General features: G+C 64.9%; 26 protein-coding genes. 14 read left to right on the top strand and 12 right to left on the bottom strand.

What is annotated here, in order from left to right; all coding sequences use genetic code 11:
• Nucleotides 1-80: 80 nt before the first annotated feature.
• The 3 genes from J7S20_RS14185 to J7S20_RS14195 form a co-directional block, all read right to left on the bottom strand.
• Entirely contained in the window at nt 81-266 is a 186-nt protein-coding gene (locus J7S20_RS14185) for a hypothetical protein (RefSeq protein WP_284054888.1), read from the bottom strand.
• 316 nt (nt 267-582) lie between these two features.
• A complete protein-coding gene (locus J7S20_RS14190; RefSeq protein ID WP_284054889.1) occupies nt 583-1,077 on the bottom strand; it encodes a winged helix-turn-helix transcriptional regulator in 495 nt (164 codons plus the stop codon).
• A gap of 462 nt (nt 1,078-1,539) precedes the next feature.
• Nucleotides 1,540-1,881, bottom strand: coding sequence for a hypothetical protein (locus J7S20_RS14195; protein ID WP_284054890.1), 342 nt, complete (start codon nt 1,879-1,881; stop codon nt 1,540-1,542).
• Between the two features lie 684 nt (nt 1,882-2,565).
• On the opposite strand from J7S20_RS14195, the gene J7S20_RS14200 reads away from it, so the two are divergent.
• Entirely contained in the window at nt 2,566-3,507 is a 942-nt protein-coding gene (locus tag J7S20_RS14200) for a retron St85 family effector protein (protein ID WP_284054891.1), read from the top strand.
• On the top strand, nt 3,504-4,448 hold the full coding sequence (locus J7S20_RS14205; protein ID WP_284054892.1) for a retron St85 family RNA-directed DNA polymerase: 945 nt from the start codon (nt 3,504-3,506) through the stop codon (nt 4,446-4,448). The genes J7S20_RS14200 and J7S20_RS14205 overlap by 4 nt, the downstream gene beginning before the upstream one ends.
• Here J7S20_RS14205 and uvrA read toward each other — a convergent pair whose 3' ends face one another.
• The 3 genes from uvrA to J7S20_RS14220 form a co-directional block, all read right to left on the bottom strand.
• Entirely contained in the window at nt 4,449-7,478 is a 3,030-nt protein-coding gene (uvrA, locus tag J7S20_RS14210; protein WP_284054893.1) for an excinuclease ABC subunit UvrA, read from the bottom strand.
• Between the two features lie 117 nt (nt 7,479-7,595).
• Nucleotides 7,596-7,889 (bottom strand): UvrB/UvrC motif-containing protein, encoded by a 294-nt coding sequence (locus J7S20_RS14215; RefSeq protein WP_284054894.1) that lies wholly within the window; start codon nt 7,887-7,889, stop codon nt 7,596-7,598.
• A gap of 86 nt (nt 7,890-7,975) precedes the next feature.
• Entirely contained in the window at nt 7,976-9,988 is a 2,013-nt protein-coding gene (locus tag J7S20_RS14220; RefSeq protein WP_284054895.1) for an FUSC family protein, read from the bottom strand.
• Nucleotides 9,989-10,040: 52 nt separating this feature from the next.
• On the opposite strand from J7S20_RS14220, the gene J7S20_RS14225 reads away from it, so the two are divergent.
• The gene (locus tag J7S20_RS14225) at nt 10,041-10,649 is read left to right on the top strand and encodes a septal ring lytic transglycosylase RlpA family protein (protein WP_284054896.1); all 609 of its coding nucleotides are present in this window, start codon (nt 10,041-10,043) and stop codon (nt 10,647-10,649) included.
• A gap of 45 nt (nt 10,650-10,694) precedes the next feature.
• Here J7S20_RS14225 and J7S20_RS14230 read toward each other — a convergent pair whose 3' ends face one another.
• Entirely contained in the window at nt 10,695-11,144 is a 450-nt protein-coding gene (locus J7S20_RS14230) for a hypothetical protein (RefSeq protein WP_284054897.1), read from the bottom strand.
• A 233-nt stretch (nt 11,145-11,377) separates the two neighbouring features.
• On the opposite strand from J7S20_RS14230, the gene J7S20_RS14235 reads away from it, so the two are divergent.
• Entirely contained in the window at nt 11,378-11,788 is a 411-nt protein-coding gene (locus J7S20_RS14235) for a hypothetical protein (protein ID WP_284054898.1), read from the top strand.
• 7 nt (nt 11,789-11,795) lie between these two features.
• Here the strand turns inward: J7S20_RS14235 and J7S20_RS14240 are convergent, their stop codons facing one another.
• Nucleotides 11,796-12,263 carry a vgr related protein gene (locus J7S20_RS14240; RefSeq protein ID WP_284054899.1) on the bottom strand — a complete coding sequence of 156 codons (468 nt, stop codon included), beginning with the start codon at nt 12,261-12,263 and terminating at the stop codon, nt 11,796-11,798.
• Between the two features lie 76 nt (nt 12,264-12,339).
• Here J7S20_RS14240 and J7S20_RS14245 point away from each other — a divergent pair, with 76 nt between their 5' ends.
• Nucleotides 12,340-13,269, top strand: coding sequence for a CPBP family intramembrane glutamic endopeptidase (locus J7S20_RS14245; RefSeq protein ID WP_284054900.1), 930 nt, complete (start codon nt 12,340-12,342; stop codon nt 13,267-13,269).
• Between the two features lie 27 nt (nt 13,270-13,296).
• On the opposite strand, the gene J7S20_RS14250 is transcribed toward J7S20_RS14245, so the two are convergent.
• From J7S20_RS14250 to purB, 3 genes are all read right to left on the bottom strand, one after another.
• A complete protein-coding gene (locus tag J7S20_RS14250; protein ID WP_284054901.1) occupies nt 13,297-15,864 on the bottom strand; it encodes an HWE histidine kinase domain-containing protein in 2,568 nt (855 codons plus the stop codon).
• Nucleotides 15,865-15,866: 2 nt separating this feature from the next.
• Nucleotides 15,867-16,271: a biliverdin-producing heme oxygenase gene (locus J7S20_RS14255; RefSeq protein ID WP_284054902.1), complete on the bottom strand. Its 405-nt coding sequence runs from the start codon at nt 16,269-16,271 to the stop codon at nt 15,867-15,869.
• Nucleotides 16,272-16,402: 131 nt separating this feature from the next.
• Entirely contained in the window at nt 16,403-17,713 is a 1,311-nt protein-coding gene (gene purB / locus J7S20_RS14260) for an adenylosuccinate lyase (protein WP_284054903.1), read from the bottom strand.
• Between the two features lie 262 nt (nt 17,714-17,975).
• Between purB and J7S20_RS14265 the strand changes: the two genes are divergently transcribed.
• A complete protein-coding gene (locus J7S20_RS14265; protein WP_284054904.1) occupies nt 17,976-18,296 on the top strand; it encodes a hypothetical protein in 321 nt (106 codons plus the stop codon).
• Nucleotides 18,297-18,367: 71 nt separating this feature from the next.
• Here the strand turns inward: J7S20_RS14265 and radC are convergent, their stop codons facing one another.
• The gene (radC, locus tag J7S20_RS14270) at nt 18,368-19,051 is read right to left on the bottom strand and encodes a RadC family protein (RefSeq protein WP_284054905.1); all 684 of its coding nucleotides are present in this window, start codon (nt 19,049-19,051) and stop codon (nt 18,368-18,370) included.
• Between the two features lie 93 nt (nt 19,052-19,144).
• Here radC and J7S20_RS14275 point away from each other — a divergent pair, with 93 nt between their 5' ends.
• The 8 genes from J7S20_RS14275 (at nt 19,145) to J7S20_RS14310 (ending at nt 25,563) form a co-directional block, all read left to right on the top strand.
• On the top strand, nt 19,145-22,345 hold the full coding sequence (locus J7S20_RS14275; protein ID WP_284054906.1) for an intermembrane phospholipid transport YdbH family protein: 3,201 nt from the start codon (nt 19,145-19,147) through the stop codon (nt 22,343-22,345).
• Nucleotides 22,342-22,563, top strand: a complete 222-nt coding sequence (locus J7S20_RS14280) for a YnbE family lipoprotein (RefSeq protein ID WP_284054907.1) — start codon at nt 22,342-22,344, stop codon at nt 22,561-22,563. Before J7S20_RS14275 ends, J7S20_RS14280 begins: the two co-directional genes overlap by 4 nt.
• Nucleotides 22,563-22,952 (top strand): YdbL family probable chaperone protein, encoded by a 390-nt coding sequence (locus J7S20_RS14285; RefSeq protein ID WP_284054908.1) that lies wholly within the window; start codon nt 22,563-22,565, stop codon nt 22,950-22,952. The genes J7S20_RS14280 and J7S20_RS14285 overlap by 1 nt, the downstream gene beginning before the upstream one ends.
• A 172-nt stretch (nt 22,953-23,124) precedes the next feature.
• A complete protein-coding gene (locus tag J7S20_RS14290) occupies nt 23,125-23,439 on the top strand; it encodes an AtpZ/AtpI family protein (protein WP_284054909.1) in 315 nt (104 codons plus the stop codon).
• Between the two features lie 14 nt (nt 23,440-23,453).
• A complete protein-coding gene (locus J7S20_RS14295; RefSeq protein ID WP_284054910.1) occupies nt 23,454-24,209 on the top strand; it encodes a F0F1 ATP synthase subunit A in 756 nt (251 codons plus the stop codon).
• 36 nt (nt 24,210-24,245) lie between these two features.
• On the top strand, nt 24,246-24,473 hold the full coding sequence (gene atpE / locus J7S20_RS14300; RefSeq protein ID WP_284054911.1) for an ATP synthase F0 subunit C: 228 nt from the start codon (nt 24,246-24,248) through the stop codon (nt 24,471-24,473).
• A 33-nt stretch (nt 24,474-24,506) separates the two neighbouring features.
• Nucleotides 24,507-24,989: a F0F1 ATP synthase subunit B gene (locus J7S20_RS14305; RefSeq protein WP_284054912.1), complete on the top strand. Its 483-nt coding sequence runs from the start codon at nt 24,507-24,509 to the stop codon at nt 24,987-24,989.
• Between the two features lie 7 nt (nt 24,990-24,996).
• Nucleotides 24,997-25,563 (top strand): F0F1 ATP synthase subunit B family protein, encoded by a 567-nt coding sequence (locus tag J7S20_RS14310; protein ID WP_284054913.1) that lies wholly within the window; start codon nt 24,997-24,999, stop codon nt 25,561-25,563.
• The last annotated feature ends 36 nt before the right edge of the window (nt 25,564-25,599 follow it).

Below are 25,599 nucleotides of genomic sequence, written 5' to 3' on the forward strand. Positions count from 1 at the left end.
TGTAGCACCGTCTGCCATACGCGCATCGGTACGGCGTGGCAATCGCGGCCGGACGCGCGCGGGCACCGGCCGGGCGAAAATCAGGTTCGGCGAATGGGAAATTTCCCCTCTGTGGGAAGCCCGGCGGCTTCGTCCTTCAACTGCTGGATCCATTCGGCGTAGAGCCCGGCCAGGCTGGCGTGCGAAGCGCGGGCAATGTCGTGCGTGGCGGCGTCGACGCTGTCGAGCGCCATGCGATGCCGCCGTTCAAGATAGATGAGGTCCATGTGGATCGCCCCTCTGTTGCTTAACGTAAGCGGGAGCGCGTTTTTCTTGTCTCTCAGTCACCGGCGCTTACGGTTCAGGCTGCCGGCAATGCAGATTGTATAGCAGATACAGCGCCTTATGTCGAACGAAGCGGCGCGGCCCCCAGGCAGGTTCCATTTGATCGCAGACGATTTTGCCAGCAACGGCTGCACTTCGCGCGCGGATCGCGCTGGGCGTGGTGCTGCTGGTGGCTCTATATGCCATGGGTGTCTTCCAGCGCATTCAGACCTCGCTTTAGCGGGCGTCCGGCGCGGCGCCGCGCACCCGCGCCGCCGATCACTGTTCTACGCAGGCATCGCGATATTTGCGGATCAGCGAGGCCAGGCGTTCGACATAGGGCGGGGCGAGCGTGACGTTCATGCAGCGCTGGTCAAAGGCATTGGGATGCCGTTCGATCACGCCCTTTTCCTCCAGCCGCTGAAGATGGCGAAGCGCCGTCGTCGGCGGGACGCCCGACCCGGCGCACAGCGTCTTGGTCGTTACCTCATGCCCCGCAATCGTCCATGAGAAGAGGTCGAGCAGCATGTCCCAGGCGGGATCGCGCATCAGATCGACGCCGAGCGTTTCGTTGCGGCGCAAGCGGATCGTGCGGATGACCTGCGCGAAATCGCCCAGCGAGCGCAGCACCGGCGCCGATTCGCCCGACATATCGAGCGCCGCTTCGATCCTGTCGACCGCCTCTTCCGAACTGCATGCCTCGCGGTCGGTGACCTGCGTGACGAGGTTCATCAACCGCGCGCGGACCGCGGGTGAGATTTCGTCCTTCAACATGTTGCGTGAACTTGCCAACGGCGCCCCCAAAGCTTCCCCTCGCAATCTTTTTGCAGGGGCGGGCGAGCGGGGACATAGGGTATCGTCACCGATCCGGTGCGAATTTGCAGCCTTCGCAAGGGCGTAGCGCGGAGCGGGGCGGAGCGGTGCCCATGTGCGCGGTCGAGCCCGGCTAGCGCGCGCCCTCCGGCAGGCGGTATCGAAAAGGGCGGGGGGCGACCGCAACCTTTCGCGGTGCGTGCGAAGCGGGGGCGGGTCCGGCGTCCGCCGGGTCAGTGCATTCTGCCGTTGGGGCAGGGCGGCGAAGCGTGATTTCGCGCATCATGATCCTCCCATATCGTCGGCCGCGAATGTGCCCGGATCGTTGGTCGTCCGGTGCTTCATCGTAGCGCTGGCCGACCGCGGCGCATGCGCTTTGCAGCGATAGTGCGCGGCGGTCGTGCTGGCGTGGCCGTGATAGTCTCAAGCGGTACCAACCGTTGCTGCGCCGTTCAGTTCCTCGGTCGTCTCGGTACGATGACGGACCTTTTCGGTCGCGGGGCGCAGCGCTTCGCGGTCGGATTCGTCGACCTGCGCATGCGGATCGGGGCGGAAGTCGGCGGGAGCGCGCTTCGACCCGTCGGGGTGGCGGTCGGCCTTCAGGTCGGGCGCGGCATGGCCTTCGGACGGACGGCGCGCGCGGCGCCACAGCGCGACCCCCGCAGCGGCGGAGGCGCCGACGGCAAAGACGCCGAGGCCGATGAGCGCGGTGCGCGTGCGGGTGTAGAAGGCGGCGGGCCGGGCGCGGGATTTGGTGCTGGGCATGGTGTTGGGTTCCTCGGATCGTCAGCGTCGAATGTCGGAGGGGCAACGGGCAGAGCAGGGCGCCTGTTCCGGCCTGGCTTCACAAACTTCGCGCAAATCCTTCGCGAAAATTGCCCGGCGACGAAACAAGATTGCGCGCGCCGTTCGATGACCCCGGGGCCGCGCGGACGCGGAAGTTAGCGAAGTTAGCGACACGTCCCCCCCCTCGCTCCCGCTTCCTCGATGCAAAGGCGGCGCTGCACGGCCCGGCGGCTCGCGGTCGGCATCGACGCGGCGAGCGGGCATCGGCGGGCAGTCCTGTCGGACATGGGGCGTCCTTCCCAATCGAATCAGGGGACCGGACTTATATGCAGGAAGCTGGCGTGTAGGAAAGCCGCGCGGCCCGCCCGGCCGGCGGGTGGCGTAGTCAACCCGTTCGACGACGCGGGATTTACTCCCGCGTCGGGGCTATTGCATTTTTGGCAATGGCCCCGGTAGTTTGGCAAATTGACTTATACGGGGGCGTTACTAAACTTGCTTCAGCTTACGCGACTTGGTGTCACGTTTGGATACCCGTCTGGCGGTTCGCCGGACGTCACATTATTGGGAATGCTTGGGGCTCCGAAAGAGCGCGATGGCCAATCGCCCTCAGTCGGGACGCTCCGCTCGATTGCCCATCGCGCTCTTTCGGAGCATAGGTAAGCTGTGCTCCCCGATTTCACAAAATACGTGAATCGGGGAGCAATTTTTGTTGAGCCGCCGACGGATTTAATTTTCCTATGTGGCGGGAAGACAAAGAAAACATCGTCAAAAATTAGTTCGATAAGAGATGCTTTTCTCAAGGCGCCTGATAATAGCGCATTGAAGGGTAGAGAAGCATTGCTTGCAGAGGACGTGAACACGTTTCATTTGTCGAGGCCAGCATATCGCGACTTGCTCAAGTTTGAAATCGATTTCGCGCAGGTGTGCGAGTTAATACTACTGTTTAGTGAGAGTCAAGGTAGTATTGCTGAGTTGGGGGCATTTTCGATGATGCCAGAACTTGCTTCAAAGCTCTTAGTAGTAGTGAGAGATTACTACTATCGTGACGATTCATTCATCAAGCTTGGTCCGCTACAGCATCTCAAAGGAGATTATAGCGAAAGATCAGTCTTCGTCTTAAACGACGATGAAACCGGCATGGTGAAGAACTCTATTAAGAACGTCAACTTGGTTGTGCTTAGAGACCGCTTAGTTCCGGCAATAAATGATCATTTTGAGAGAGTTAAAGAAAGCGCCACGTTTAACCCTGAGCGGCGGGGGCATTTGATCAAAATGATGGTAGGGTTTGCCCAAGAGTTTGGAGCGTTGACCGCAGCGGAAGTTGTGCAACTGTTTTCGGACTTTGACATAGAGATGTCGGTGGAAGAGGTCGACAGGTTGATGCTTTGCGCCGAAGCGGCCCATTGGATAGTCAAAGAAACTCGGGGATTTAACGATTATTACTTTGCGCTTCCAAACGTCAGAGACGCGCTAGTATTAAAGTTTGATAAAGGCGCTCCAATATTTAATAAGGAACGACGCCGACAGGCTTTTCGAGAGCACTGGAGAACCGAAGATTTGGCCAGGTTTAATGGCATTCAGAAATTTGCGCAGGCGGCAAGATGAGCAAATTAATCTCCATTCTAATCGAGAGCACTGGTCTTACGGAGCGGGATGTGATGAAAATCATCTCCAATGCGCCTCGTCGCTACAAGCATTTCCGAATTAAAAAGCGCAATGGTAGCCTTCGCGACATAGCTCAGCCAGCTCGTGAGCTGAAAGCTTTGCAGAAGGTTATCGTCGAAAAATATCTGTTAGAGTTACCTGTTCATCAAGCAGCGATGGCCTACCGCAAAGGTCGGTCGATCAGAGAAAATGCGCTCGCTCATGTGGATAACGGCCCAATCCTGAAGATGGACTTCAAGGAGTTTTTCCCATCAATTCGGGTAAGGGACTGGCAAGCGTATTGTGAAGACCGCAGTTTGTTTATGGATGGCGATGATCTGCATCACACGTCTAAAATATTATTTCACCAATCTAAAGGCGAAAGCTACTTGAAGCTAGCGATCGGTGCGCCATCTTCGCCTCACTTGTCAAATCTTCTGATGTACAAATTTGACGCTCTTGTATCGCAATTAGTTCAGAAAGATTACGTTGCATATACCAGATATGCTGACGATCTTACGTTCTCAGCGAAGAGGACGGGATATCTGACGGGCGTTGAAAAGGCGGTGCGCAGAGCCATCAAGGAGGTTCCATGGCCGCGCTTGTCAATTAACGAGAATAAAACAGTGGTCGCAACCCCTAGGTATCACCGGCAGGTAACGGGCCTCGTGCTAACAAATGATCAGGAGGTGTCACTAGGTAGGGATAGAAAAAGGAAAATAAGCGCCGCCGTGCACCACGCGAAGCATGGAGAGCTTACTGTCGAGGCTGCGGCAAGATTGTCCGGAACGTTAGCTTTCGTGAATTCGGTCGAGCCGGAATTTCTGTTGCGGCTGGAGCGAAAATATGGTCGCGAAGTGATAGACAATCTCAAGCAATTCCCGTGGAAGCTAGAAAAGTAATTACTCCGCCGCGACCCGTTCCTTCCCCTTCGCCAGCAACGGCGCGAGATACCGCCCCGTAAAGCTCCGCTCGCTCGCGGCAATATCCTCCGGCGTGCCCGTGGCGATCACCTCGCCGCCCTTCACGCCGCCTTCCGGCCCGAGGTCGAGAATCCAGTCCGCCGTCTTGATCACATCAAGATTGTGCTCGATCACCACGACCGTGTTGCCCTGCTCGACCAGCGCGTGGAGCACTTCGAGCAATTTGCGCACATCCTCGAAGTGAAGCCCGGTGGTGGGTTCGTCGAGGATGTAGAGCGTGTTGCCGGTGGCGCGGCGGCTTAGTTCCTTGGCGAGCTTGACGCGCTGCGCCTCGCCGCCGGACAGGGTCGTGGCCTGCTGCCCGACCTTGACGTACCCCAGCCCGACTTCCTCGAGCATCGCCATCTTGTCGCGGATGGGGGGCACGGCCTTGAAGAATTCGTGCGCGTCCTCGACCGTCATGTCGAGCACGTCGGCGATCGACTTGCCCTTGAACTTCACCTCCAGCGTCTCGCGATTGTAGCGCGCGCCGTGGCAGACGTCGCATTCGACATAGACGTCGGGGAGGAAGTGCATCTCGATCTTTAGCACGCCGTCGCCCTGGCACGCCTCGCACCGGCCGCCCTTCACGTTGAACGAGAAGCGGCCGGGTTTGTAGCCGCGTGCCTGGCTTTCGGGCAGGCCGGCGAACCAGTCGCGGATATTGGTGAAGGCGCCGGTATAGGTCGCGGGGTTGGAGCGCGGGGTGCGGCCGATGGGCGACTGGTCGATGTCGATGACCTTGTCGAGATGGTCGAGGCCGGTGATCCTGTCGTGCTTGCCCGCGAGGATGCGCGCGCCGTTGAGGCTGCGCGCGGCCGAGGCGTAGAGCGTGTCGATGGTGAAACTCGACTTGCCCGAGCCGGAGACGCCGGTGATGCAGGTGAAGGTGCCGAGCGGAATGCTCGCGGTGACGTCGCGCAGATTGTTGGCCTTTGCGCCGTGGACGGTGACTTTCTTGCCCGAGCCCTTGCGGCGCTTCGGCGGCACTTCGATTTCGCGCGTGCCGTTGAGGTAGTCGGCGGTGACGCTGCCCGTTGATTTGAGGATGTCGTCGAGCGTACCCTCGGCCACCAACTCGCCGCCATGGACGCCGGCGCCCGGCCCCATGTCGAGGATATAGTCGGCCGAGCGGATCGCGTCCTCGTCATGTTCGACGACGAGGACGGTGTTGCCGAGATCGCGCAGGCGCTTGAGCGTTTCCAGGAGCATGTCGTTGTCGCGCTGGTGCAGGCCGATCGAGGGTTCGTCGAGGACGTAGAGGACGCCCGACAGCCCCGAGCCGATCTGCGAGGCGAGGCGGATGCGCTGCGATTCGCCGCCCGACAGCGTGCCCGAATTGCGGTCGAGGTTGAGATAGTCGAGGCCTACGTTGTTGAGGAAGCCGAGGCGTTCGTCGATCTCCTTGAGGATGGCGGTGGCGATCTCGCGCTGCTGCCCGGTCATCGCATCCGGGAGCGTCTTGAAGAAGGCAAGCGCGTCGACCACCGACAGCCGGCTGGCGTGCGAGATGTCGTGGCCGTCGATCTTGACCGCCAGCGCCTCGGGCTTGAGGCGGGCGCCGCCGCAGGTCTCGCACGGATGCGCGGCCTGATATTTGGACAGCTCCTCGCGCATCCACGCGCTCTCGGTCTTCATCAACCGGCGGTTGAGGTTGCCGATCACGCCTTCGAACGGCTTCTTCACGTCATACGATTTGCGGCCGTCGACGAAGGTGAGCGTGACGGGCTTTCCGCGCGTGCCGGTGAGGATCATCTCGCGGATCTCTTGCGGAAGCTCCTTCCACGGGGTTTCGAGCTTGAAGCCGAATTCGCGGGCGAGGCTGCCGAGCACCTGCATGTAATAGGGCGAGGGCGGGTTGGACTTGGCCCAGGGGACGACCGCGCCTTTCTTCAAGGATAGTTCGTCGTTGGGGACGACGAGATCGCGGTCGAACTCCATCCGCTCGCCAAGGCCGTCGCAGGCCGGGCAGGCCCCCTGCGGCGCGTTGAACGAGAAGAGGCGCGGCTCGATCTCGGGGATGGTAAAGCCCGAAACGGGGCAGGCGAAGCGTTCGGAAAAGACGATGCGGTTGTCGGGGACGCCGGCGCCCTTGAGGTTCCCCTCCCGCTGGCGGGAGTGGCTAGGGGAGGGCGTGTCGCCTTCCGCAATGAATGTTTGGGGGGCTTCCTTGACAGACCCTCCCCCGACCCCTCCCGCAGGCGGGAGGGGAGGCATTGCCTCCGCGACGGTGGTGTCCGCCAGATCGACATAGGCGAGGCCGTCGGCGAGCTTGAGCGCGGTTTCGAAGCTGTCGGCGAGGCGCGTGGCGATGGAGTCCTGAGCGTCTTTTGGGCGCACAACCAGGCGGTCGACCACCACCTCGATGTCGTGCTTGTATTTCTTGTCGAGCTTGGGCGCTTCCTCGATCTCGTACATCTCGCCGTCGATGCGCACGCGCTGGAAGCCCGCCTTCTGCCACTCGGCGAGTTCCTTGCGATACTCGCCCTTGCGGCCGCGCACGACGGGGGCGAGGAGGTAGAGGCGCGTGCCTTCGGGGAGCGCGAGGACGCGGTCGACCATCTGGCTGACCGTCTGCGCCGAGATGGGCAGGCCGGTCGCGGGCGAATAGGGGACGCCGACGCGCGCCCAGAGAAGGCGCATGTAATCGTAGATCTCGGTCACCGTCGCGACGGTCGAGCGCGGGTTGCGGCTGGTCGTCTTCTGCTCGATCGAGATGGCGGGGGAGAGGCCTTCGATATGGTCGACATCGGGCTTCTGCATCATCTCGAGAAACTGGCGCGCATAGGCGGAGAGCGATTCGACGTAGCGCCGCTGCCCCTCGGCATAGATGGTGTCGAAGGCGAGGCTCGACTTGCCGCTGCCCGACAGGCCGGTGATGACCGTCAGCGTGTCGCGGGGAATGTCGACCGACACGTCCTTGAGATTATGCTCGCGCGCGCCGCGGACGCTGATGTGGGTGAGGCTCATACGGGCTGGTTCTACTTCTGTTCCGGTGACAATGCTAGACGGGAGATAGGTAGGACGCGGCGCGCTTTCGAGGGTTCCGGCGGCGTGCGATTGCGGGGGCGATCGATGCCGCTTTCGTCAGTCGTCGCTGCGGCGTGTGGCGCGGCAATTGCGCCCGGCGGTCATCGGGTCGGGCTTTCGCGGCGGCTTCCAGCCCGGCGGGCGGGCGAGCTGCGCGCGGTTGGTGCCCAGCCCCATCGCCCCTGGCTGTTGCCGGGTCAGGCCGGACGTGTCGGCGGCGGCAGCGTCGCGCGCATCGGCCCCGCCGCGCAGCAACGCGATGCGATCGCGCAGCCGCCGCGCCTCTTCGAAATCCATCGCGTCGGCGGCAGCCTGCATCCGCGCGGTGAGCGTTGCGATCATATCGTCCATGCCGCATCCAACGGGCGAACCGCACGGAAGTGCCAAGGTCGTTGCGGTGGACGAAGGCGCGGCAGTGAGGCACGCCTTTCGGCTCTCTAGAACCGGAAGGCGCGGGTTTGCTGGCTGCGGTCGGTCAGCAGGCGGGCGGCTGCGGTCATTGCTTCGGCCGCGCCGTGGCAGGCGGTTGCCAGCGTGGCCGCGGGGCTGGTGTCATCGGGAGCGGGGGCATTATCGTCTTCGGCCGGTTCGGGAGCGGTGTCGGCGTTGCGCAGACGCTTCAGCCGTTCGTGCAGCGCGGTGGCGGCTTCGGCGGCGGGAGCGGGGGCCTGGGCGACGCCCGCGCTGTCGAGCTGGCGCACGGCAAGCGCAATTTCATGGACCCAATAGCTCGTCAGCACGAGCTGGCGGTGGAGGCGGCTGCGCTGTTCGGTGGCGCGTTGCAGCGGGATCAGGCGCAGCGGCTCGATCGCGTCGCGCAGGTCGCTGAGCGTGGTTTCGAAATCGTGGAGCGCAGCCGTCAGCGTCAGCCGGTTGAGCGGCCCGCCGGGCAGCGCTTCGTCGATGACCTTGTCGATCGCATCGGCGAGGTCGTTGAACTGATCGCGCGCATGGGCGGCGGTGCTGCGCGGCAGGACGAGCGCGGCAACGACGATGCCGGCGACCGCGCCGATCGCGGTCTCCTCCAGCCGCAGGACCATCAGTCGGTCGGTGAACTCGCCGAACGAAGAGAATAGCAGCCCGACCACGATCGTGATCCAGAATGCCATCCAGGTATAGGCCTGAAGAAAGGCGTAGAAGATGCAGAAGATCGCGACCGGCATCAGGATGATGACGGCGCGGGTATCGCCGTTCACCGCCCAGACGATGGCCATGGCGACAAGGATGCCGCCCAGCGTTCCGACGGTGCGCTGAAGCGACTTGAACAGCGCCTGTCCGCGCGAATAGGTGCCCGTGAACATCACGAACACGGTGATGACCGCCCAGTACCAGCGCTCCGGCGACAGCGCGTTGCCGCCGATAATGGCGAGTGCGGCGGCGGCGGCGGACTGGACCGCGGGCCGCAGGATCGCGTTGGTCGGCGCGGGCGGCGGTGCATCGACCGAGCGCGCGGCGGCGTGATCGGGGGGCAGGTGCAGGGCGCGTTCGAGTTCGTTGAGCGCGTCCGCGATGTCGCCGGAATCGCCTTCTCGCGGCAACTCGTCATTGGCGACGAGCGCCGCCGACAGCCGCTTCGCCGCTGCGCGTTCCTCTGCCGAAAGGCCATCGCCGATCACGCCCTTCGCCTGAAGCGCGAGACGTTCGGCAAGGACCAGCGTGCGGATGAGCGCCTCTGCGAGCGGGCGATGCGCGAGGCGACCGCCGGGCAGGTTCTCAAGCTCGTTTTCGGCGATGCGCACGGCATCGGCGACACCGCGCAGCGACCGCCGCACGGCGAGGCTTTCCTCCGGCGCGTCGAGCGCGGCCGCAGTACGAAGCAGATGCGCCAGTCGCATACGGATCGACGCGGCCGACCAGCGCATCCGCCGCCAGGGCCGGTGCGGAACGACGAGCTGGTGGACGATCAGCGCACACGCCGCGCCGATGACGACCCCCACCCATTGCCAGTGCAGTGTGGTCGGGTCGGGTTTCAGGAACGAGCCGAAGAAATAGCTGACATTCGCGGCGATAGCGACCGGCGCCCAGGGGCCGGCATATTGGCGCATATAGGCCATTGCACCGATGACGAGGATAAACACCGCGTGGTTGATCCAGGGCGTGTGCAGCAGGCTGGAGAGCGTGAAGGCGGCGCCGGCGGCAGCCGCGAGCGCGGCGGTCTTGCCGATACGTGCGCGCGTCTCGTCATCGCCGATGGCGGCGCAGCAGAACACGGTCACCGGAAAGGCGATCAGGAACGACAGCACCGAAACCGAAACGACCCGCCCGACGAGCAGCGCGGTCGCGAGCGTCAGGAGGAACGCGAACATCGCGCGCGAGGCGCGCGCGGTGCGCTGCATGCCGGGATCGGCGCGGACCAGCCGCCGCCGCAGCGGCCAGGGCATGGCGTTGACGACAAGGGTGAGAAGCGTCGGCACGCCGCCTTCAATAGCCGAGGCGATGAATTGTGCCATAGCGAAGGCATATTGGCTGGCGCGCTGGCGAGCGACGCGGTAGCGAGAACCGATGGCCGGGGCGAAGGCAACAGGGCGGCGGGCTTTGCGCGGACGCTGGAGCGGCGCGGTGGCGGCGGCGCTGGCGCTGTCCGCATGCGCCGGACGCGATTACAAGCCGGTGACCGACCATCCGGTCAAGATCGGCAGCGCCTATACCGTGCGCGGCAAGACCTATGTTCCGCATGTCGACCCCGAATATGACGTGCTCGGCTATGCCAGCTGGTACGGCAATGAATCGGGCGACATGACCGCCAATGGCGAGAAGTTCCGGCCCGATTGGGTCACCGCCGCGCACAAGACGCTGCCGCTGCCGACCTATGCCGAGGTGACCGACCTCGACACCGGAAAGAGCATCATCGTGCGGATCAACGATCGCGGCCCGTTCGCGCGCGGCCGCATTCTCGACCTGTCGAAGGGCGCCGCCAGGGAGTTGGGCATCCTCGACAAGGGCTATGCCCCGGTGCGCGTGCGCCGTGTCGAGCCGTCGGCAAAGGATCGTGAGCGGCTGCGCGACGGCGACCGGGCAAAGGAGCCGCCACGTATATCCCCGCGCGTGCTCGCCAACCTTCGCGCTCAGCTTGCCGCCGGCGTGCGGGCAGGGATCGTCGAGGCACCGTGAATGGCGGGCGCGGGCTGAAGTCCGCGCCCCGCCGGGACGGTGAGGTTATTTCAGCTTCAGTTCCTGAAGCAGTTCGGTGCCCATCACGCGGCGCATTTTCAGCCGGCCATTGCTCTCTTCCTCCAGCTTCTGCACCGATTTGCTCTGCCAGTCGAAATACGCCTTTCGCTGCGCGATCGATTCGCTGGCATTGGGCATGTCGTCATACATGGTGACGAGGTAGAGATCGGGCTCGCCATCGCGCTTGTGCGTGTTTTGCAGGACCTTGTAGCCGCTGATCCAGCCCTTCGATTTCGCGAATTCCTGTTCCTTCTTCCATTCGCTGGCGAGCCACTGGACATAGGCATAGCCGCCGCCATCGGTCAGCTCGATCCCCGTCACATCCCAGAACTGCCCGGGATCGGCGGGAAAATCCTGCGCCGGTGCCGGCATCGCGATGAAAAGCGCAATCGGTGCGGCGAGCGCGATCGCCCGCCGGGTCAGTGCAACAGTCATTGGTTCTTCTCCAAGTCATCGAATGGCCCGTGCGTCCCGATAACGCCTGCGCACGGCGCCCCACGCATCCGTTGCCGTCGCTGTTCGCGACCCGGTTGAAGAAGCTTTCGGCCTTGGACGGAGAGGAGTTTCGCACGGTCGGCCGTAGAGTCAAGCGAGCGGGCGCGGGTGCATTGCAACGCCTCGCCGAGTGTATTACATATGCCAAACACTATCGATGTCGGAGCCGCGTGATGGGCAAGGAAAAGAAGAAGGCGAAGAAGCTTCCCAAATATATCGGCGGGGTGAAGATCCCGAAGGAAATCCGCAAGAAGGGCGGCAAGCTGCTCGCGCAGGTCGATACGCCGATGGCGCGCGAACTGATGGCGGCAGGGCTGATCGCTGCTGGCACTGCGATGGCGAAGCGGCACAGCGAACGCCGCGCCGAGCGCGAACGGTCGGAACGCGAGAGCTCGGACGGAGCAGGGCGGGGGGAAAGCCCCGAGGAAATGGGCGCGCGGGTCGCCGGGCAGGCGATGGGAATCGCCGGTGCGGCGATGACGGCGGCGTTCGACCGGATCTTCGGCCAGGCCGGCCCACCGCGCCCGCCCGAAGCACCCGAGCCGCCTCAGCCGCCGCAACCGCCCGAGCCGACGACGCACTAGGCGGGGATCAGCGCGGCGCGAAAGGCAGGATCGCGCGGTAGCGCTCGGCCTCCGGCGCGCCGCGGACGGCTGCACCGTTTTTCAGCAGAAAGGCGTGGCGGACGATTTCGGCCTGTTGCTCGATACCATAGCGTTCGAGCGGCCAGCCCGGGCGGATGGCATAATCATAGCGGCAAAAGGGATGGCGCATCAGCGGCAGGTACCAGCGGCCGCGCGTCTGTGCCTGCCAGACATGCGTCATTTCGTGGATGAACAGTCCTTGCAGGCCAAGCGGCGCGTCGGCGAAATCGTCGCGGTAGAGGCCGCCCCCGGGGTGGAAATGGATGCAGCCCATCGGCGCCATCGTGACGCGGCGCGGCTGGAAGAATGCCCATTTGGCGTTGGCGACGCGCGCCTCGCCATAATCGATCGCATCGCCGAAGATCGACGCGGCGAGCGCGGTTTCTCCGTCGGTCAGGGGGCGTGGGCGCGACATCGGTAACGATCTTTGGCAGATGGCAAGGCGGGGTGCCAGTGATATGCACGCCGGGTTCGAAGCGTAGGGGGAATGAATGGCGCGACTGGTTGCACTGGGGAATGCCAAGGTCTTGAAGCCGGGCAAGCTGCGCTGGCTGCGCGCGATCGGCTGGCTGATCGCGATGGGGGTGGCGGTGACGCTGGTCTTCACGATCGTTACCGCGCTCGGCTTTGGCATTGCGGCGGGGCTTCTGGGTCAGCCGTTCGATCCGGCGGCGCTGCGCGAGCCGGGCGGCATGGCCGCGGCCTTCGGATACAGCCTCGGCGTGGTCGGCGCTCTGCTGATCTACGCGCTGATGGTGCATCTGGGCGAACAGCGAAAGCCGTCCGAACTCTCGCCGCGCTGGCTGGTGCCCGATTTGCTCGGCGGGCTGGCGATCGGCGCGGGCATGATGGCGATCGCGGTGACGATCATGAGCGTCGCCGGATGGGCGACGGTGACGCCGCAGCCGGTGCGCGGCATCTGGGGTGCGGTCGGGCTTTCGGTCGAATCGGGCGGGCTCGAGGAACTGTTGTTCCGCCTCGTCCTTTTCCGGCTGTTATGGCGCGCGGCGGGCGTGTGGCCGGCGCTGGCGCTGTCGGCACTGGTCTTCGGGCTGGTGCATCTGACCAACGAGAATTCGTCGCTGTTCGCGGCGCTGTGCATCGCGGTCGAGGCGGGCGTGATGCTCGCGACCTTCTACATCCTGACCGGGCGAGCATGGATGTCGATCGGCGTGCATGCCGGGTGGAACTTCACGCAAGGCTGGATTTTCGGCGCGGCGGTTTCGGGGACCGGCGGCTTCGCGGGCGGACCGCTGTCGACGCAGCCGGTTCCGGGCGTACCCGAATGGCTGTCGGGCGGCGCCTTCGGGCCGGAAGCGTCGCTTGCCGGACTGATCGTCGGTTGCGGCTTCGGCGCGTGGCTGTTGTGGCTGGCGATGAAGCGCGGCGTGCTCGGCGGGGGCGGTAGCGATCTTGGTTAGCGCCGCCGTCGCCCCCTAGGCTCTTGCCTATCTGCCGAGCATTTCGGAGAGCGCCTGGGCGAAATTGGTGGCGGTATAGGGTTTTTGCAGCACCGGAACGTCGCCGTGGATCGCGGGAACCTCGAACTGTTCGCCATAGCCCGTCGCGAACAGGAAGGGGATGCCCGCTTCGTGTAGCGCGGCGGCGACGGGCAGGCTGTTCTCGTTGCCCAGATTGACGTCGAGGACCGCCAGCGAAAGGTCGCTCCGTTCGATCTCGCGCATCGCCTCGGCAACGGTTGCGGCGGTGACGACGCGCGATGCGCCCAGGCCGGTCAGAATATCCTCGGCATCCATGGCGATGATGAGGCTGTCCTCGACGAGCAGGGCGGTGCCGTCGATCAGGGCCTCGGCCGAACCGGTTTCCGCGTGGCGTTCGCTCTCGCACGGGCCGTGCGCAGGCGGCGCGCCGCCGGTATCGACAACGATATGGCGTTCGGGGATGCAGAAATCGGCCTCGAACCCGGTCAGCGGGTAGCGGACATCGGCCTTGCCGCCGAGGTCATAGGGGATCGAGCGCTGGATGATCGTGCTGCCGAAGCCCTGCCGCGTCGGCGCCTGCACCGGGGGACCGCCCTGTTCGCGCCATTCGATCCGGCAATCGCCATGCTCGTCGAGCAGCCAGTGGACGTCGATCGAGCCGCTGTCCGACAACGCGCCATATTTGGCCGAGTTGGTCATCAGCTCGTGCAGCACCAGCGCCATCGTCGAAAAGGCCTGCGGGTGGAGCAGGATATTTTCGCCCGACAGGTTGAGCCGCGACACGCGCTGGCCGAGATAGGCCGCGGCCTCGGTTTCGATAAGCCGCTTGAGCGGGGCTGCCGACCAGTTGTCGCGCGTGATCTGGTCATGCGCCCGCGCGAGCGCTTCGATGCGCCCTTCGAGCAGCGCGACATAGGCGGCCGGATCGGCATCGGCATGGCGGCTCTGGCGGACGAGACCGCGAATCAGGCTGAGAATGTTGCGCACGCGGTGGTTGAGTTCGGCGATCAGCAGTTCCTGCCGCTCGGACGCGCGGCGACGCTCGTCGCGTGCCTCGTCGGACAGGCGCAGCACGACCTCGATCAGCGAGGCGCGCAGCATCTCCGCCACGCGGCGCTCGGACGGGGTGAAGGGTTCGGACCGCCCCCGGACCTCCTCCTGCCATGCCTCGAAGCTCTTTCGCGGGGTGAGGCGCGCGCCGTGTTCGCCGTAGCTGGCGGGTTTGTGCGGATCGCCGGCCCAGTTGACGGTGCGGACCTTTTCCTGCCGGAACAGCAGCACATAATCGCGCGGCGACCGCGAGATCGGAATGGCGAGCAGACCGGCGGCGACGTCCGAATAGCGTTCGGCATCGGGGATCAGTCCGGAGAGATGATCGGTCGCGAACACTTCGCCGGCGGCCATCGCGTTGAGGCGGCGGACGATCGTCGGCAACGCATCGCGCGGGGCAACCGTGCCGCTGTGCGCGACCTTGCCGTCGATCCAGATCGCGACGCCGTCGCACGGCACCGTTTCGCCCAGCATCGAGCCGAGCCATTCGGGATCGTCGAGCAGGCTTGCATCGCCGGCTATCGCCGCGAGCAGCCGGTCGCTCGTTTCGCGCGCTCCACGTTCATAGGCCGAGAGCGCCTGGCGTTCGCGGCTTTCCAGCTTGAGCGCGAACATGTGACCGAACAGTTCGGCGATCGAGCGGCGTTCGAAATCGGGGCGACGCGCGCTGTAATGGTGACAGGCGAACAGCCCCCATAGTTTGCCCTCGACGATGATCGAGATCGACAGCGACGCGCCGACACCCATATTGGTGAGATATTCGATATGGATCGGCGAGACCGAGCGCAGGACCGATAGCGAGAGATCGATCGGCTCGCCCTTCTCATCGCGCTGGGGCACGATCGGAACCGGCGTGTCGGCAACATCGACGATGATGCGGAACGGCGTGCGGACGTATAGCTTGCGCGCCTGTTGCGGAATGTCGCTCGCCGGATAGCGCAGCCCCAGAAAGCTGCCGATGCCCGACCGTGCCGCTTCTGCGACGACATAGCCCGAGCCGTCGGGGTCGAAGCGATAGACCATGACGCGGTCGAACCCGGTGAGCGCTCGGATCTGGCGAGCGCCTTCGCGGTAGAAGGCGGGAAGTTCCTCGGTCGCATCGAGGCGCGACATCATCGCGCGGATGACGCTGGCCGTGTCGGCATCCGATGTTTCGGCGGAGGGTTCGCCTTCGACGATAATCAAACCGTCGGTCATGTGGACCGCGAAATCGAACGTCCGGTCGGGATGGTCGGCGTCGATCGGAAGGCCGAACACGCGCTCCACCGCATCAGCGCCGCGCAGCAACGTCAGCCGGTTGCGAAGCGCGTGGACGGTATCGCCCGGCATATGGTCGGAAAGGTTCGTGCCGAGCATATCTTCGGCGGCGGCACCGAAAAACTCGGCCGCGTTCGCCGATACCCGTCGGATCAGCCAATCCGAAGAGAGCGCGACAAGAAAGCCGAACGACTGGATCGCACCAAGCTGGTGGATCGGTTCGCGGTCGCAATTGGTGAGATCTACTTCGAAATCTGTGGAAGCCACGCTTACTCTTTCGCCAGCCACCTCCGTCCGGCGGCGTCGAAGCGGCGAAAGACCGATCGTGCGACGGCGACAGCGTTTGATAATTCGGCAGGTTGGTACAGTAACGAATCAAGTTTGGCCAGCAAAGTTCGCCATTTGTCGGGCGATTGATGTAAATCAAGATAATTGCTGGGCAAGTTGTCGGGAACGCGCCGCGCCAAAAAGCGACCGCCTAGTCTTGATCCTTCGAGGACATAGAGCGTTCCGGCGATTTCGCTGGTTCCAGCAACTTGCATCTGGTCAAGGACCGGCAACATACAGTCGAGCCGCGACAGATCGTCGAGGAGCGCGTCTCCACGCCGGCGTTCGGGCCAGTCCTCGACAAGCTGGGCTGCGCCGGCTGCATCGAGCGCGGCTTCGAGCGGCAATACGCATTCGGCATGCGCCGCGAGGAAGCGCGCATAGCTGTCGCGCTCGGCAAGATCGAACCGGGCGAACAGTGTATCGAGCGCTTCGTGCTCGGCGCGGGTGCCGGTTCTGAGCGCGGAGTGCGCGGCGTTCAGGCGAACACCCGGTCGAAGATCGTATCGACATGCTTGAAGTGATAATCGAGGTCGAAGCGCGCCTCGATCTCTTCCGCGGGCAGCGCGGCGGTTACTTCATCGTCAGCCTTTAGCAGGTCGAGCAGCGACAGTTCGCCGTCCGATTCCCAGACCTTCATCGCGTTGCGCTGGACGAGGCGATAGGCGTCCTCGCGGCTGACGCCGGCCTGGGTGAGGGCGAGCAGCACGCGCTGCGAATGGACGAGCCCGCCCATGCGATCCAGATTCTTCTGCATGCGCGCGGGATAGACGACGAGCTTGTCCATCACGCCGTTGAGCCGCGCGAGCGCGAAGTCGAGCGTGATCGTCGCGTCGGGGCCGATATAGCGCTCGACCGACGAATGGCTGATATCGCGCTCGTGCCACAAGGCGACGTTTTCGAGCGCGGGCGTGACATAGCCGCGCACCATGCGCGCGAGACCGGTGAGGTTCTCGGTCAGCACCGGATTGCGCTTGTGCGGCATAGCCGACGAGCCCTTCTGGCCGGGCGAGAAATATTCCTCCGCCTCGAGCACTTCGGTGCGCTGGAGATGGCGGACCTCGACCGACAGGCGCTCGATCGACGAGGCGACGACGCCCAATGTGGCGAAAAACATCGCGTGGCGGTCGCGCGGGATGACCTGCGTCGACACCGGCTCGACGGTCAGGCCGAGCTTGTCAGCGACATGCGCTTCCACGCGCGGGTCGATATTGGCGAAGGTGCCGACCGCGCCCGAGATGGCGCAGGTCGCGACATCGGCGCGCGCGGCCGTCAGCCGGTCGCGGTTGCGCGCGAACTCGGCATAGGCCTCCGCCATCTTGAGGCCGAAGGTGACGGGTTCGGCATGGATGCCGTGGCTGCGGCCGATGGTGGGGGTGTATTTATGCTCCTCGGCGCGGCGCTTGAGCGTTTCGAGCAGTGTGTCGAGATCGGCGAGCAGGATGTCGGCGGCGCGCGCGAGCTGCACCGCGAGGCAGGTGTCGAGCACGTCGGAGCTGGTCATGCCCTGGTGCATGAAGCGCGCTTCGTCGCCGACCTGTTCGGCCACCCAGGTCAGGAACGCGATGACGTCGTGCTTGGTCACCGCCTCGATCGCGTCGATCGCCGCGACGTCGATCGTCGGCTTGGTCGCCCACCAGTCCCACAGCGCTTTCGCCGCCGATTGCGGAACGACGCCGAGATCGGCGAGCGCCTGCGTCGCATGCGCCTCGATCTCGAACCAGATCGCGTATTTCGATTCGGGCGACCAGATCGCGGTCATGTCGGCGCGGGCGTAGCGGGGGACCATGATATTTCCTGACGGTGGATGGGCTGGCGGACCCGCTAGCACCACCCCGACCGGGCTTCAATCGGTCGTCGAGCCACTGGCAGCGTTCGATCCATCGCGATTCCGCAACGCCGGCCGCTGGATGCTGGCAAATCCGCGCCGGACGGTGCGCGCCGGCACTCGTCAGGCGGATCGGGAAACGCCATCGCCGCATTGACCGCGATGTTCGTCACGGGGGCAACGCCGACACAGGCGTAACGTGGACCAATATGGAGACGATATCATGTTGAAATATGTGCTTGCCGCCGGAGCGATCGCTGTCGCCGGACCTGCGATGGCGCAATCGACGACGGGCCAGGATATGGGCCACCATATGCAGCCCCAGGCCGCGCCGACCCAGGCTATGCCTGCGACCCCGGCAGTGCCCGCAACGCCCGCGACACCTGCCGATCCCGAAAACGACACTTCCGCGGTCCCCGCCACGCCCGCTACTCCGGCAACGGCGGCGACACCCGAAGATCCCGGCGCGAACGCGACCGAGGACGATTCGGACAACGGCACCGATGCCATGGACAATGAAACCGATCCCGAAGGCGGCGCCTGAGGCCGGGCACTGCAACGGATGACTTTTCCAAAGGGTCGTCGGCTCCACAACGGGGCCGGCGACCCTTTTCGTCAGATCAGCCCCATCGCGCGCAAGCTGGCATGGCCTTCGGTGCCGATGATGAGATGGTCGTGAACCGCGATGCCGAGCCGCTTTCCCGCATCGGCGATGGCGCGGGTCACTTCGATATCGGCGCGGCTGGGCGACGGATCGCCGCTGGGGTGATTGTGGACGAGGATGATCGCCGCCGATCCGAAGTCGATCGCGCGGCGGATGACCTCTCGCGTATAGACCGCCGCTTCGTCGATCGAACCCTCGCTCATCAGTTCGTCGCGGATCAGCATGTTGCGCGAATTGAGGTGGAGGACGCGGACATGTTCGACCGGCTGGTGTGCCATCGCGGCGCGAAGATAGTCGAGCAGCGCCTGCCAGTTGCCGAGTACCGGCCGCTCGGCGACTTCGGAGCGGACGAGCCGCAGCGCCGCCGCGTGCGCGATCTTGATCGCCGCGACCGAGGTGTCGCCCATGCCCGGCACGCGTGCGATCGCCTGCGCATCGGCGGTCAGGAGCCCGGCGATACCACCGAATTCGCGCAGCAATTCCTTGGCGAGCGGCTTGGTATCGCGGCGCGGAATGGCGAGCGCGAGCAGATATTCGACCAGTTCATGGTCGAGCAGCGTATCGCCGCCGCGGCCCAGCAGCCGCTCGCGAAGCCGGGCGCGGTGGCCGGCATTGTCGTCGCGTGGAACCCCCATTGCCGCTCTGGATTAGGCTTTGCAGCGAAACTGTGCAATCGCGCGCATTTGACCTAAGGGTCGCAAATTGAAGACGTTCGAGGCGTAATTCGGGTGGAAGACGGCGAGACGGCGAAAATCGACGACGAGCCGGAAGCCGTTTCCGACGCGCGCGGCCGCCGCGGTGTGTCGCGCCTTGCCCGCGTCCTCGCGATCGTCGGAGCGGTGCTGGTCGTCCTGCTCGCCGGACTGTGGTTGCAGCGCAAGCCGATCGCCAACCATTTCGTGCGCAACGAACTCGAACGGCGCGGCGTGCCCGCGCGCTATCACATCGCCGAGCTGGGCCTGTCGACGCAGCGCCTGACCAATGTCGTGATCGGCGATCCGGCGCACCCCGACCTTGTCGCCGACTGGGTCGAGGTCGATACCGATGTCGGGCTTTCGGGCGCGTCGGTGACGGGGCTTCGCGCAGGGCATGTCCGGCTGCATGGGCGGCTGTCCGGGGGCAAGCTGTCGCTGGGCGCGATCGACAAGCTGTTGCCGCCGCCGACGGGCAAGCCGTTCGCGCTTCCCGCACTCGACGTGTCGGTGGCCGATGCACGGATGCGGTTGGAGACGCCGGCGGGCACGGTCGGGCTGAAGGTCGCCGGAAGCGGTGTGCTGAACGACGGGTTTGCGGGGCGGCTGGCCGCGGTGGCCGAGCATCTCGATGCCGGCGGCTGCGCGGTCGAGCGCGCCGTCGCCTCGGTCGCGGTGTCGATCGCCGACGGGCAGCCGTCGCTGAAAGGCCCGGTCCGCGCGACCGAGGCGAAATGCGGCGACGTCGCGTTGAACCGGGCGGCGGCGAATGTCGATGCGACGCTTGGCGAAGCGCTCGACCGGTGGCGCGGAAGCACGACGATCGGCGCGGCGCTGCTGTCGATGCCCCAGGGCAAGGCGCGCAACCTGTCGGGCGACGTGACCTTCGATGGCGGGCCGCAGCGGACCAAGGGTACCGTCGAACTGGCGAGCAGGCGCTTTGCCGCGCCGCAGCTTTCGGGCGCGTCGCTCGACATATCGGGACGCTATGTCGCGGGCAGCGCGGGCAATCGTTTCGTCGGCAATGTCCATGCCGGCGGCGCCCGGCTGTCGCAGGCCGCGATCGACCGTGTCGCGGCGCTTGGCGGCGGTGCGCAGGGCACGCCGGTCGGGCCGCTGGTCGACCGGCTGACGCGTGCCGTTGCCGTGGCGGGCAGGTCTGCCGAGGTGCGCGCGGAACTAACCGCCGGCCTGACCGGACAGCGCGGCGAGATCGGCGTGTCGCGGCTGACCTTCGATGCGAGAAGCGGGGCGCAGGTCACCTTGTCGGGCGGCCGGGGCATTCGTTATCGCTGGCCCGATGCAGGGCTGACGCTCGACGGCGTGCTGGCGATGTCGGGCGGCGACCTGCCCGAAGCGGCGATCCGGCTGGCGCAGACGGCGCCGGGCGGGCCCGTGTCCGGTACCGCGATCGTCCAGCCCTATTCGGCGAACGGCGCGCGGCTGGCGCTGACACCGGTCGAATTCAGCGCGGCGCCTGACGGCAACACCCGTTTCTCGACACGCGCGACGCTTACCGGTCCGCTCGGCAATGGTGGCGTCGACAAGCTGTCGCTGCCGCTTTCGGGATATTGGAACGGCGGTGCGCGCCTGACCGTGAACCGCAAATGCGTGCCGATGGGGTTCGACCGGCTCGCGATTTCGGGGCTGGTGCTCGACAAGGCACGCTTCACCGTCTGCCCGCAGGACGGGGCGCTGCTGCGCGTCGACGGATCGCGGATCGGCGGCGGCGCACGTATCGCCAGCCCCGACCTGACCGGACGGATCGGCAGCACGCCGCTGACGCTGGCGGCAAGCGGCTCGGCGTTCCGCTTCACCGACAACGGCTTCACGCTGAGCGACGTCGCGGCACGCCTTGGACAGGACAGCGTCACGCGGATCGATGTCGGCCATCTGACCGGCAGAATCGCAGGCGGCGCGGTGGCGGGCAGTTTCGCAGGCGGTGCGGGGCAGATCGGCAATGTTCCACTGCTGATGTCGGACGCGGCGGGCGACTGGCGGCTGGCCGGCGGCAAGCTGACGCTGACCGGCGGGCTGAAGATCGACGACGCGCAGACCGACAACAAGCGGTTCAACACGCTTGAAAGCGACGATTTCACGATGACGCTGGTGAACAGCGATATCAGCGCCGGCGGAGTGCTGAAGGTGCCGGACAGCGGTGTGAAGGTCACCGATGTGCAGATCGCGCACGACCTGTCCGACGGCACCGGCCATGCCGACCTGGCGGTGCCCGGCATCACCTTTGGCGACACGGTGCAGCCGAGCGACATCACGCCGCTGACCTTTGGCGTGGTCGCCAATGTGCAGGGCACGCTGTCGGGCCACGGGCATATCGAATGGGACAGCGCCGGCGTTCGCAGCAGCGGCGATTTCCAGACGGCCGGAACCGACCTTGCCGCCGCTTTCGGCCCCGTGAAGGGGCTTTCGACCAAGGTTCATTTCACCGACCTGCTGGGCCTCGTCAGCGCGCCGGATCAGGTCGCGACGGTTGCGGAGATCAATACCGGGATCGCGGTCGATGACGGCGAGATCCGGTACAAGCTGCTGCCCGACCAGCGGGTGCGGATTGACAGCGCAAGCTGGCCCTTTGCCGGCGGCGAGCTGACGCTCGACCCCACGACGCTCGATTTCGGCCAGTCGCGCGAGCGGCGGCTGACCTTCCGCCTGAAGGGAGTCGATGCCGCGCAGTTCGTCCAGCGCTTCGACCTGTCGAACATCACCGCGACCGGAACGTTCGACGGCGTCCTGCCGATGATATTCGATGAAAATGGCGGGCGTATCGAAGGCGGGCATCTGGAAACGCGCACCGGCGGCGGTTCGCTCGCCTATACCGGCGAGATCACGCAGAAGGACCTCGGTACATGGGGCAATATGGCGTTCCAGGCGCTGCGCGCGCTGCGCTATGACGACCTGAAGATCACCATGAACGGTCCGCTGGCGGGCGAGATGGTCACGCAGATCAAGTTCCGCGGCGTGAAACAGGGGGAGGGTGCGAAGAGCAACTTCCTGATCCGCCGGCTGGCCAAGCTGCCGTTCATATTCAATATCCGGATCGAGGCGCCGTTCCGCCAGCTGCTCCATTCGATCCAAGCCTATTACGACCCCAGCAAGCTGGACACGTCGAAGCTGCCCGCGCTTATCGAGCAAGAACGCAAGGCGGCGCAGGCGAAGCGCGAACAGGACGCTCCGCAAGCTGACAAGCGTGTTCAGCCCGCCGAAAGCGAGGATATGCCATGATACGAAGAGTGAAGATGATGGGAGAAGGACGTCCGTTCCGAATCGCGGCAATTCTGACGCTTGCCGCAAGCGCGACGATGACGAGCGGCTGTGTGACGGTGAATGCGCCCGACAAGCCGATCGAAATCAACCTGAATGTCCATATCAGCCAGGAAGTGGTGTATAAGCTGGACAAGGAAATGACGAACCTGATCGACCAGAATCCGGGGATTTTCTGATGAAGACGCGAATGAAGATTTTGACCGCTTTCGCCGCCGCAGGCGTCGTCCTGGGCAGCGCAGGCATCGCCCAGGCGCAGCGTTCGCCCGAATATGCCGCGGCGCGCAAGGCGGGGACGGTGGGCGAACGGCCCGACGGCTATCTGGGCATTGTCGGATCGGCCACACCCGAGCTGCGCAAGCTGGTCAACGACATCAATATCCAGCGCCGCGCGGTCTATACGCAGGCGGCGCAGGCGCAGAACACGACGCTTGAACAGGCGGCGTTCGTCGGCGGCTGCAAGGCCATCCAGCGCACCTCTCCCGGTGAGAAATACATGACCCCGTCGGGCCAGTGGACGACGCGCGGATCGGGGGCGCCGCAGCTCGATTCGAGCTGCCCCAACTGATCCGATGTGTCCCGGCGCCGCTTTCCGTAGCGGCACGCCGGGACACACCACCCGAAGGTTGACTCGCCCGCGCGCGCTTCCTAAACGATCCAGGCATCGAGGGCGCGGCCCGCGATGAATGCTGTCGCCGCCCCTTGGAGCGGCGGCATTTTCATATCAGGATTACAAAGCGTTGGCAGACGACCGCCAGAACGGAACTGACGATCTCGAAAAGCGCATCGCCGATGCCAAGGCGAAGCATGCGCACAGTTCGGGTGCGCTGCACGCCGCCGAAGGGCGGGCGGAGACGCGCGGCTGGGCCGTGGGAATCGAGTTTGTCGGCGCGGTCATCGTCGGCGCTGTCATCGGACTTCTGCTCGACAAGTGGCTCAACACGGCACCGTGGCTGATGATCGTGTTTCTCGCACTGGGTTTTGCTGCCGGACTGCGCCGCGCCATGGCGACGTCGAAGCAGTTCGACACCGATTTCACCAACGACGAACAATAGGGCCATAAAGACCCATGTCCGCCAACAACCCGATGGAACAGTTCGCGATCAAGACGCTGCATCCGCTCAGCGTCTCCGGTTACGACGTGTCGTTCACCAATTCCGCGCTGTGGATGCTGATCGCGCTGGGCGTGGTCGCGGTGTTCATGGTCGTCGGCACCATCAAGCCGCAGCTCGTTCCGGGCCGCTGGCAGGCCGCGCTCGAATATGTCTATGACTTCGTCGTCGGCGTGGTCGATGAAAATGTCGGGCCGAAGGGCAAGACCTACGTCCCGCTGATCTTCTCGATCTTCGTGTTCGTGCTGGCCTGCAACCTGCTCGGCCTCATTCCGTGGGTCGGCTCGTTCACGCCGACCAGCCATATCGCCGTCACGCTGGCGCTCGCGCTCATCGTGTTCTCGATCGTCGTGATCGTCGGCCTGGTGAAGCACGGTCTGCACTTCTTCACCTTCTTCTGGCCCAAGGGCATGGCGTGGCCGCTCGCGCTGTTCATCATGCCGATCGAGGTGGTGAGCTTCCTGGTGCGCCCGTTCACGCTCGCCATCCGGCTGTTCGCCAACATGACCGCCGGCCACGTGCTGCTGAAGGTGTTCGGCACCTTCGTCGTGTCGCTGGGTTCGTTCGGCGCGCTGCCCTATGTCTTTGGCGCGGTGCCGCTGGCGGTCAACGTCGCGCTGTCCGCGCTCGAGCTTCTGATCGCGCTGATCCAGGCCTATGTGTTCGCGCTTCTGGCGTCGATCTATCTGAACGACGCGATCAACCTTCACTAATCCAAGCAACCTACTTTTACGAAAAGGGTATCGAAAATGGACGCAGAAGCAGCAAAATATATCGGCGCCGGCCTTGCGGCGATGGGTGCGGGTCTCGCCGGCATCGGCGTGGGCTACATCTTCGGTTCGCACGTCCTCGGCGCGTTCCGCAATCCCGATGCCGAGCCGCGCATCGCCGGCCGCCTGTTCCTGGGCTTCGCCGTGGTCGAGGCGCTCGGCCTGATCGCCGCGGTTGTCGCGCTCTACCTCGCCTTCGCGGGCTGAGCAGAGACACGAGAACGGCCGAAGGTCTGACCCATGCCTCAGTTTGAACCGGCAAATTTCCTCCCCCAGATGGTGTGGCTCGTCGTCGCATTCGCGATCCTGTATTTCGGGATCGTGAAGACGACGCTGCCGCGGCTTGGGCGGACGATCGATGCCCGCGAAAATCAGATCATGGGCGACCTCGACACCGCCGGGAATGCCAAGGCAGAGGCCGACCGCATCCAGGCGGAATATGAAGCCGGCGTCGCGTCCGCGCAGGAGCAGGCGCGCGCCCGGCTGGCCGATGCCCGCAGCGAGGCGGCCAAGGCGATCGAAGCGAAGCTCGCCGAGACCAATGCCGAGCTGAACAAGAAGATGGATGCCGCCGAGGCCTCGCTGGAAGAAGCGCGAGCCAAGGCGGTGGGCGAGATCGAGGCGGTCGCCGCCGAGGCAGCCGCCGCCATCGTGGAAAAGCTGACCGGCACCCGCCCGGACGAGGCCGAGGCCAGTTCCGCGGCGCGCGCGGCGCTGGCTTGAGGACGTTATGACCGTCGATACCGGACATGTTGTCGCGACCACCGAAGCCAACGGGGCGGTGGAGCATGGCGAGCACGGCCCCACGCTGCTCGGCCTGAGCGCCGAGGGCTGGGTCTATGTCGGCATCACGATCTTCCTGATCCTGGCCGCGACCGTCTTCAAGATGCCGAAGATGCTGGTGAATGCGCTCGACGCGAAGATCGCGGAGGCGAAGAGCCAGCTCGATGAGGCGCGGGGCATCCGTGCCGAGGCCGAAGCGCTGCTCGCCGAGGCGAAGAAGCGCCACGCCGCGAGCGCGGGCGACGCCGAGGCGATCGTCGCGCACGCGCAGGAAGAGGCCAAGGCGATGCTCGCCAAGGCCGAAAAGGACGCCGCTGAACTGACCGCGCGCCGCGCCAAGATGGCCGAGGACAAGATCGAGGCATCCGAGCGTCAGGCGATTGCCGATGTTCGCGCCAAGGCGGTCGAGGCGGCCACCGCCGCTGCCGGGCGGATCATTGCCGAAAAGCACGGACGCGCCGCCGACAAGGTGCTGGTCGACCGCACCATCGCGGGTCTGAACCGCGTCAATTGATCCCGGTGGGCGGCGATCCGCTGCCCATCCCTTCGC

Origin of the sequence: Stakelama marina, from assembly GCF_018122655.1 — a bacterium.
In the GTDB taxonomy this organism is placed as follows: domain Bacteria; phylum Pseudomonadota; class Alphaproteobacteria; order Sphingomonadales; family Sphingomonadaceae; genus Sphingomonas; species Sphingomonas marina.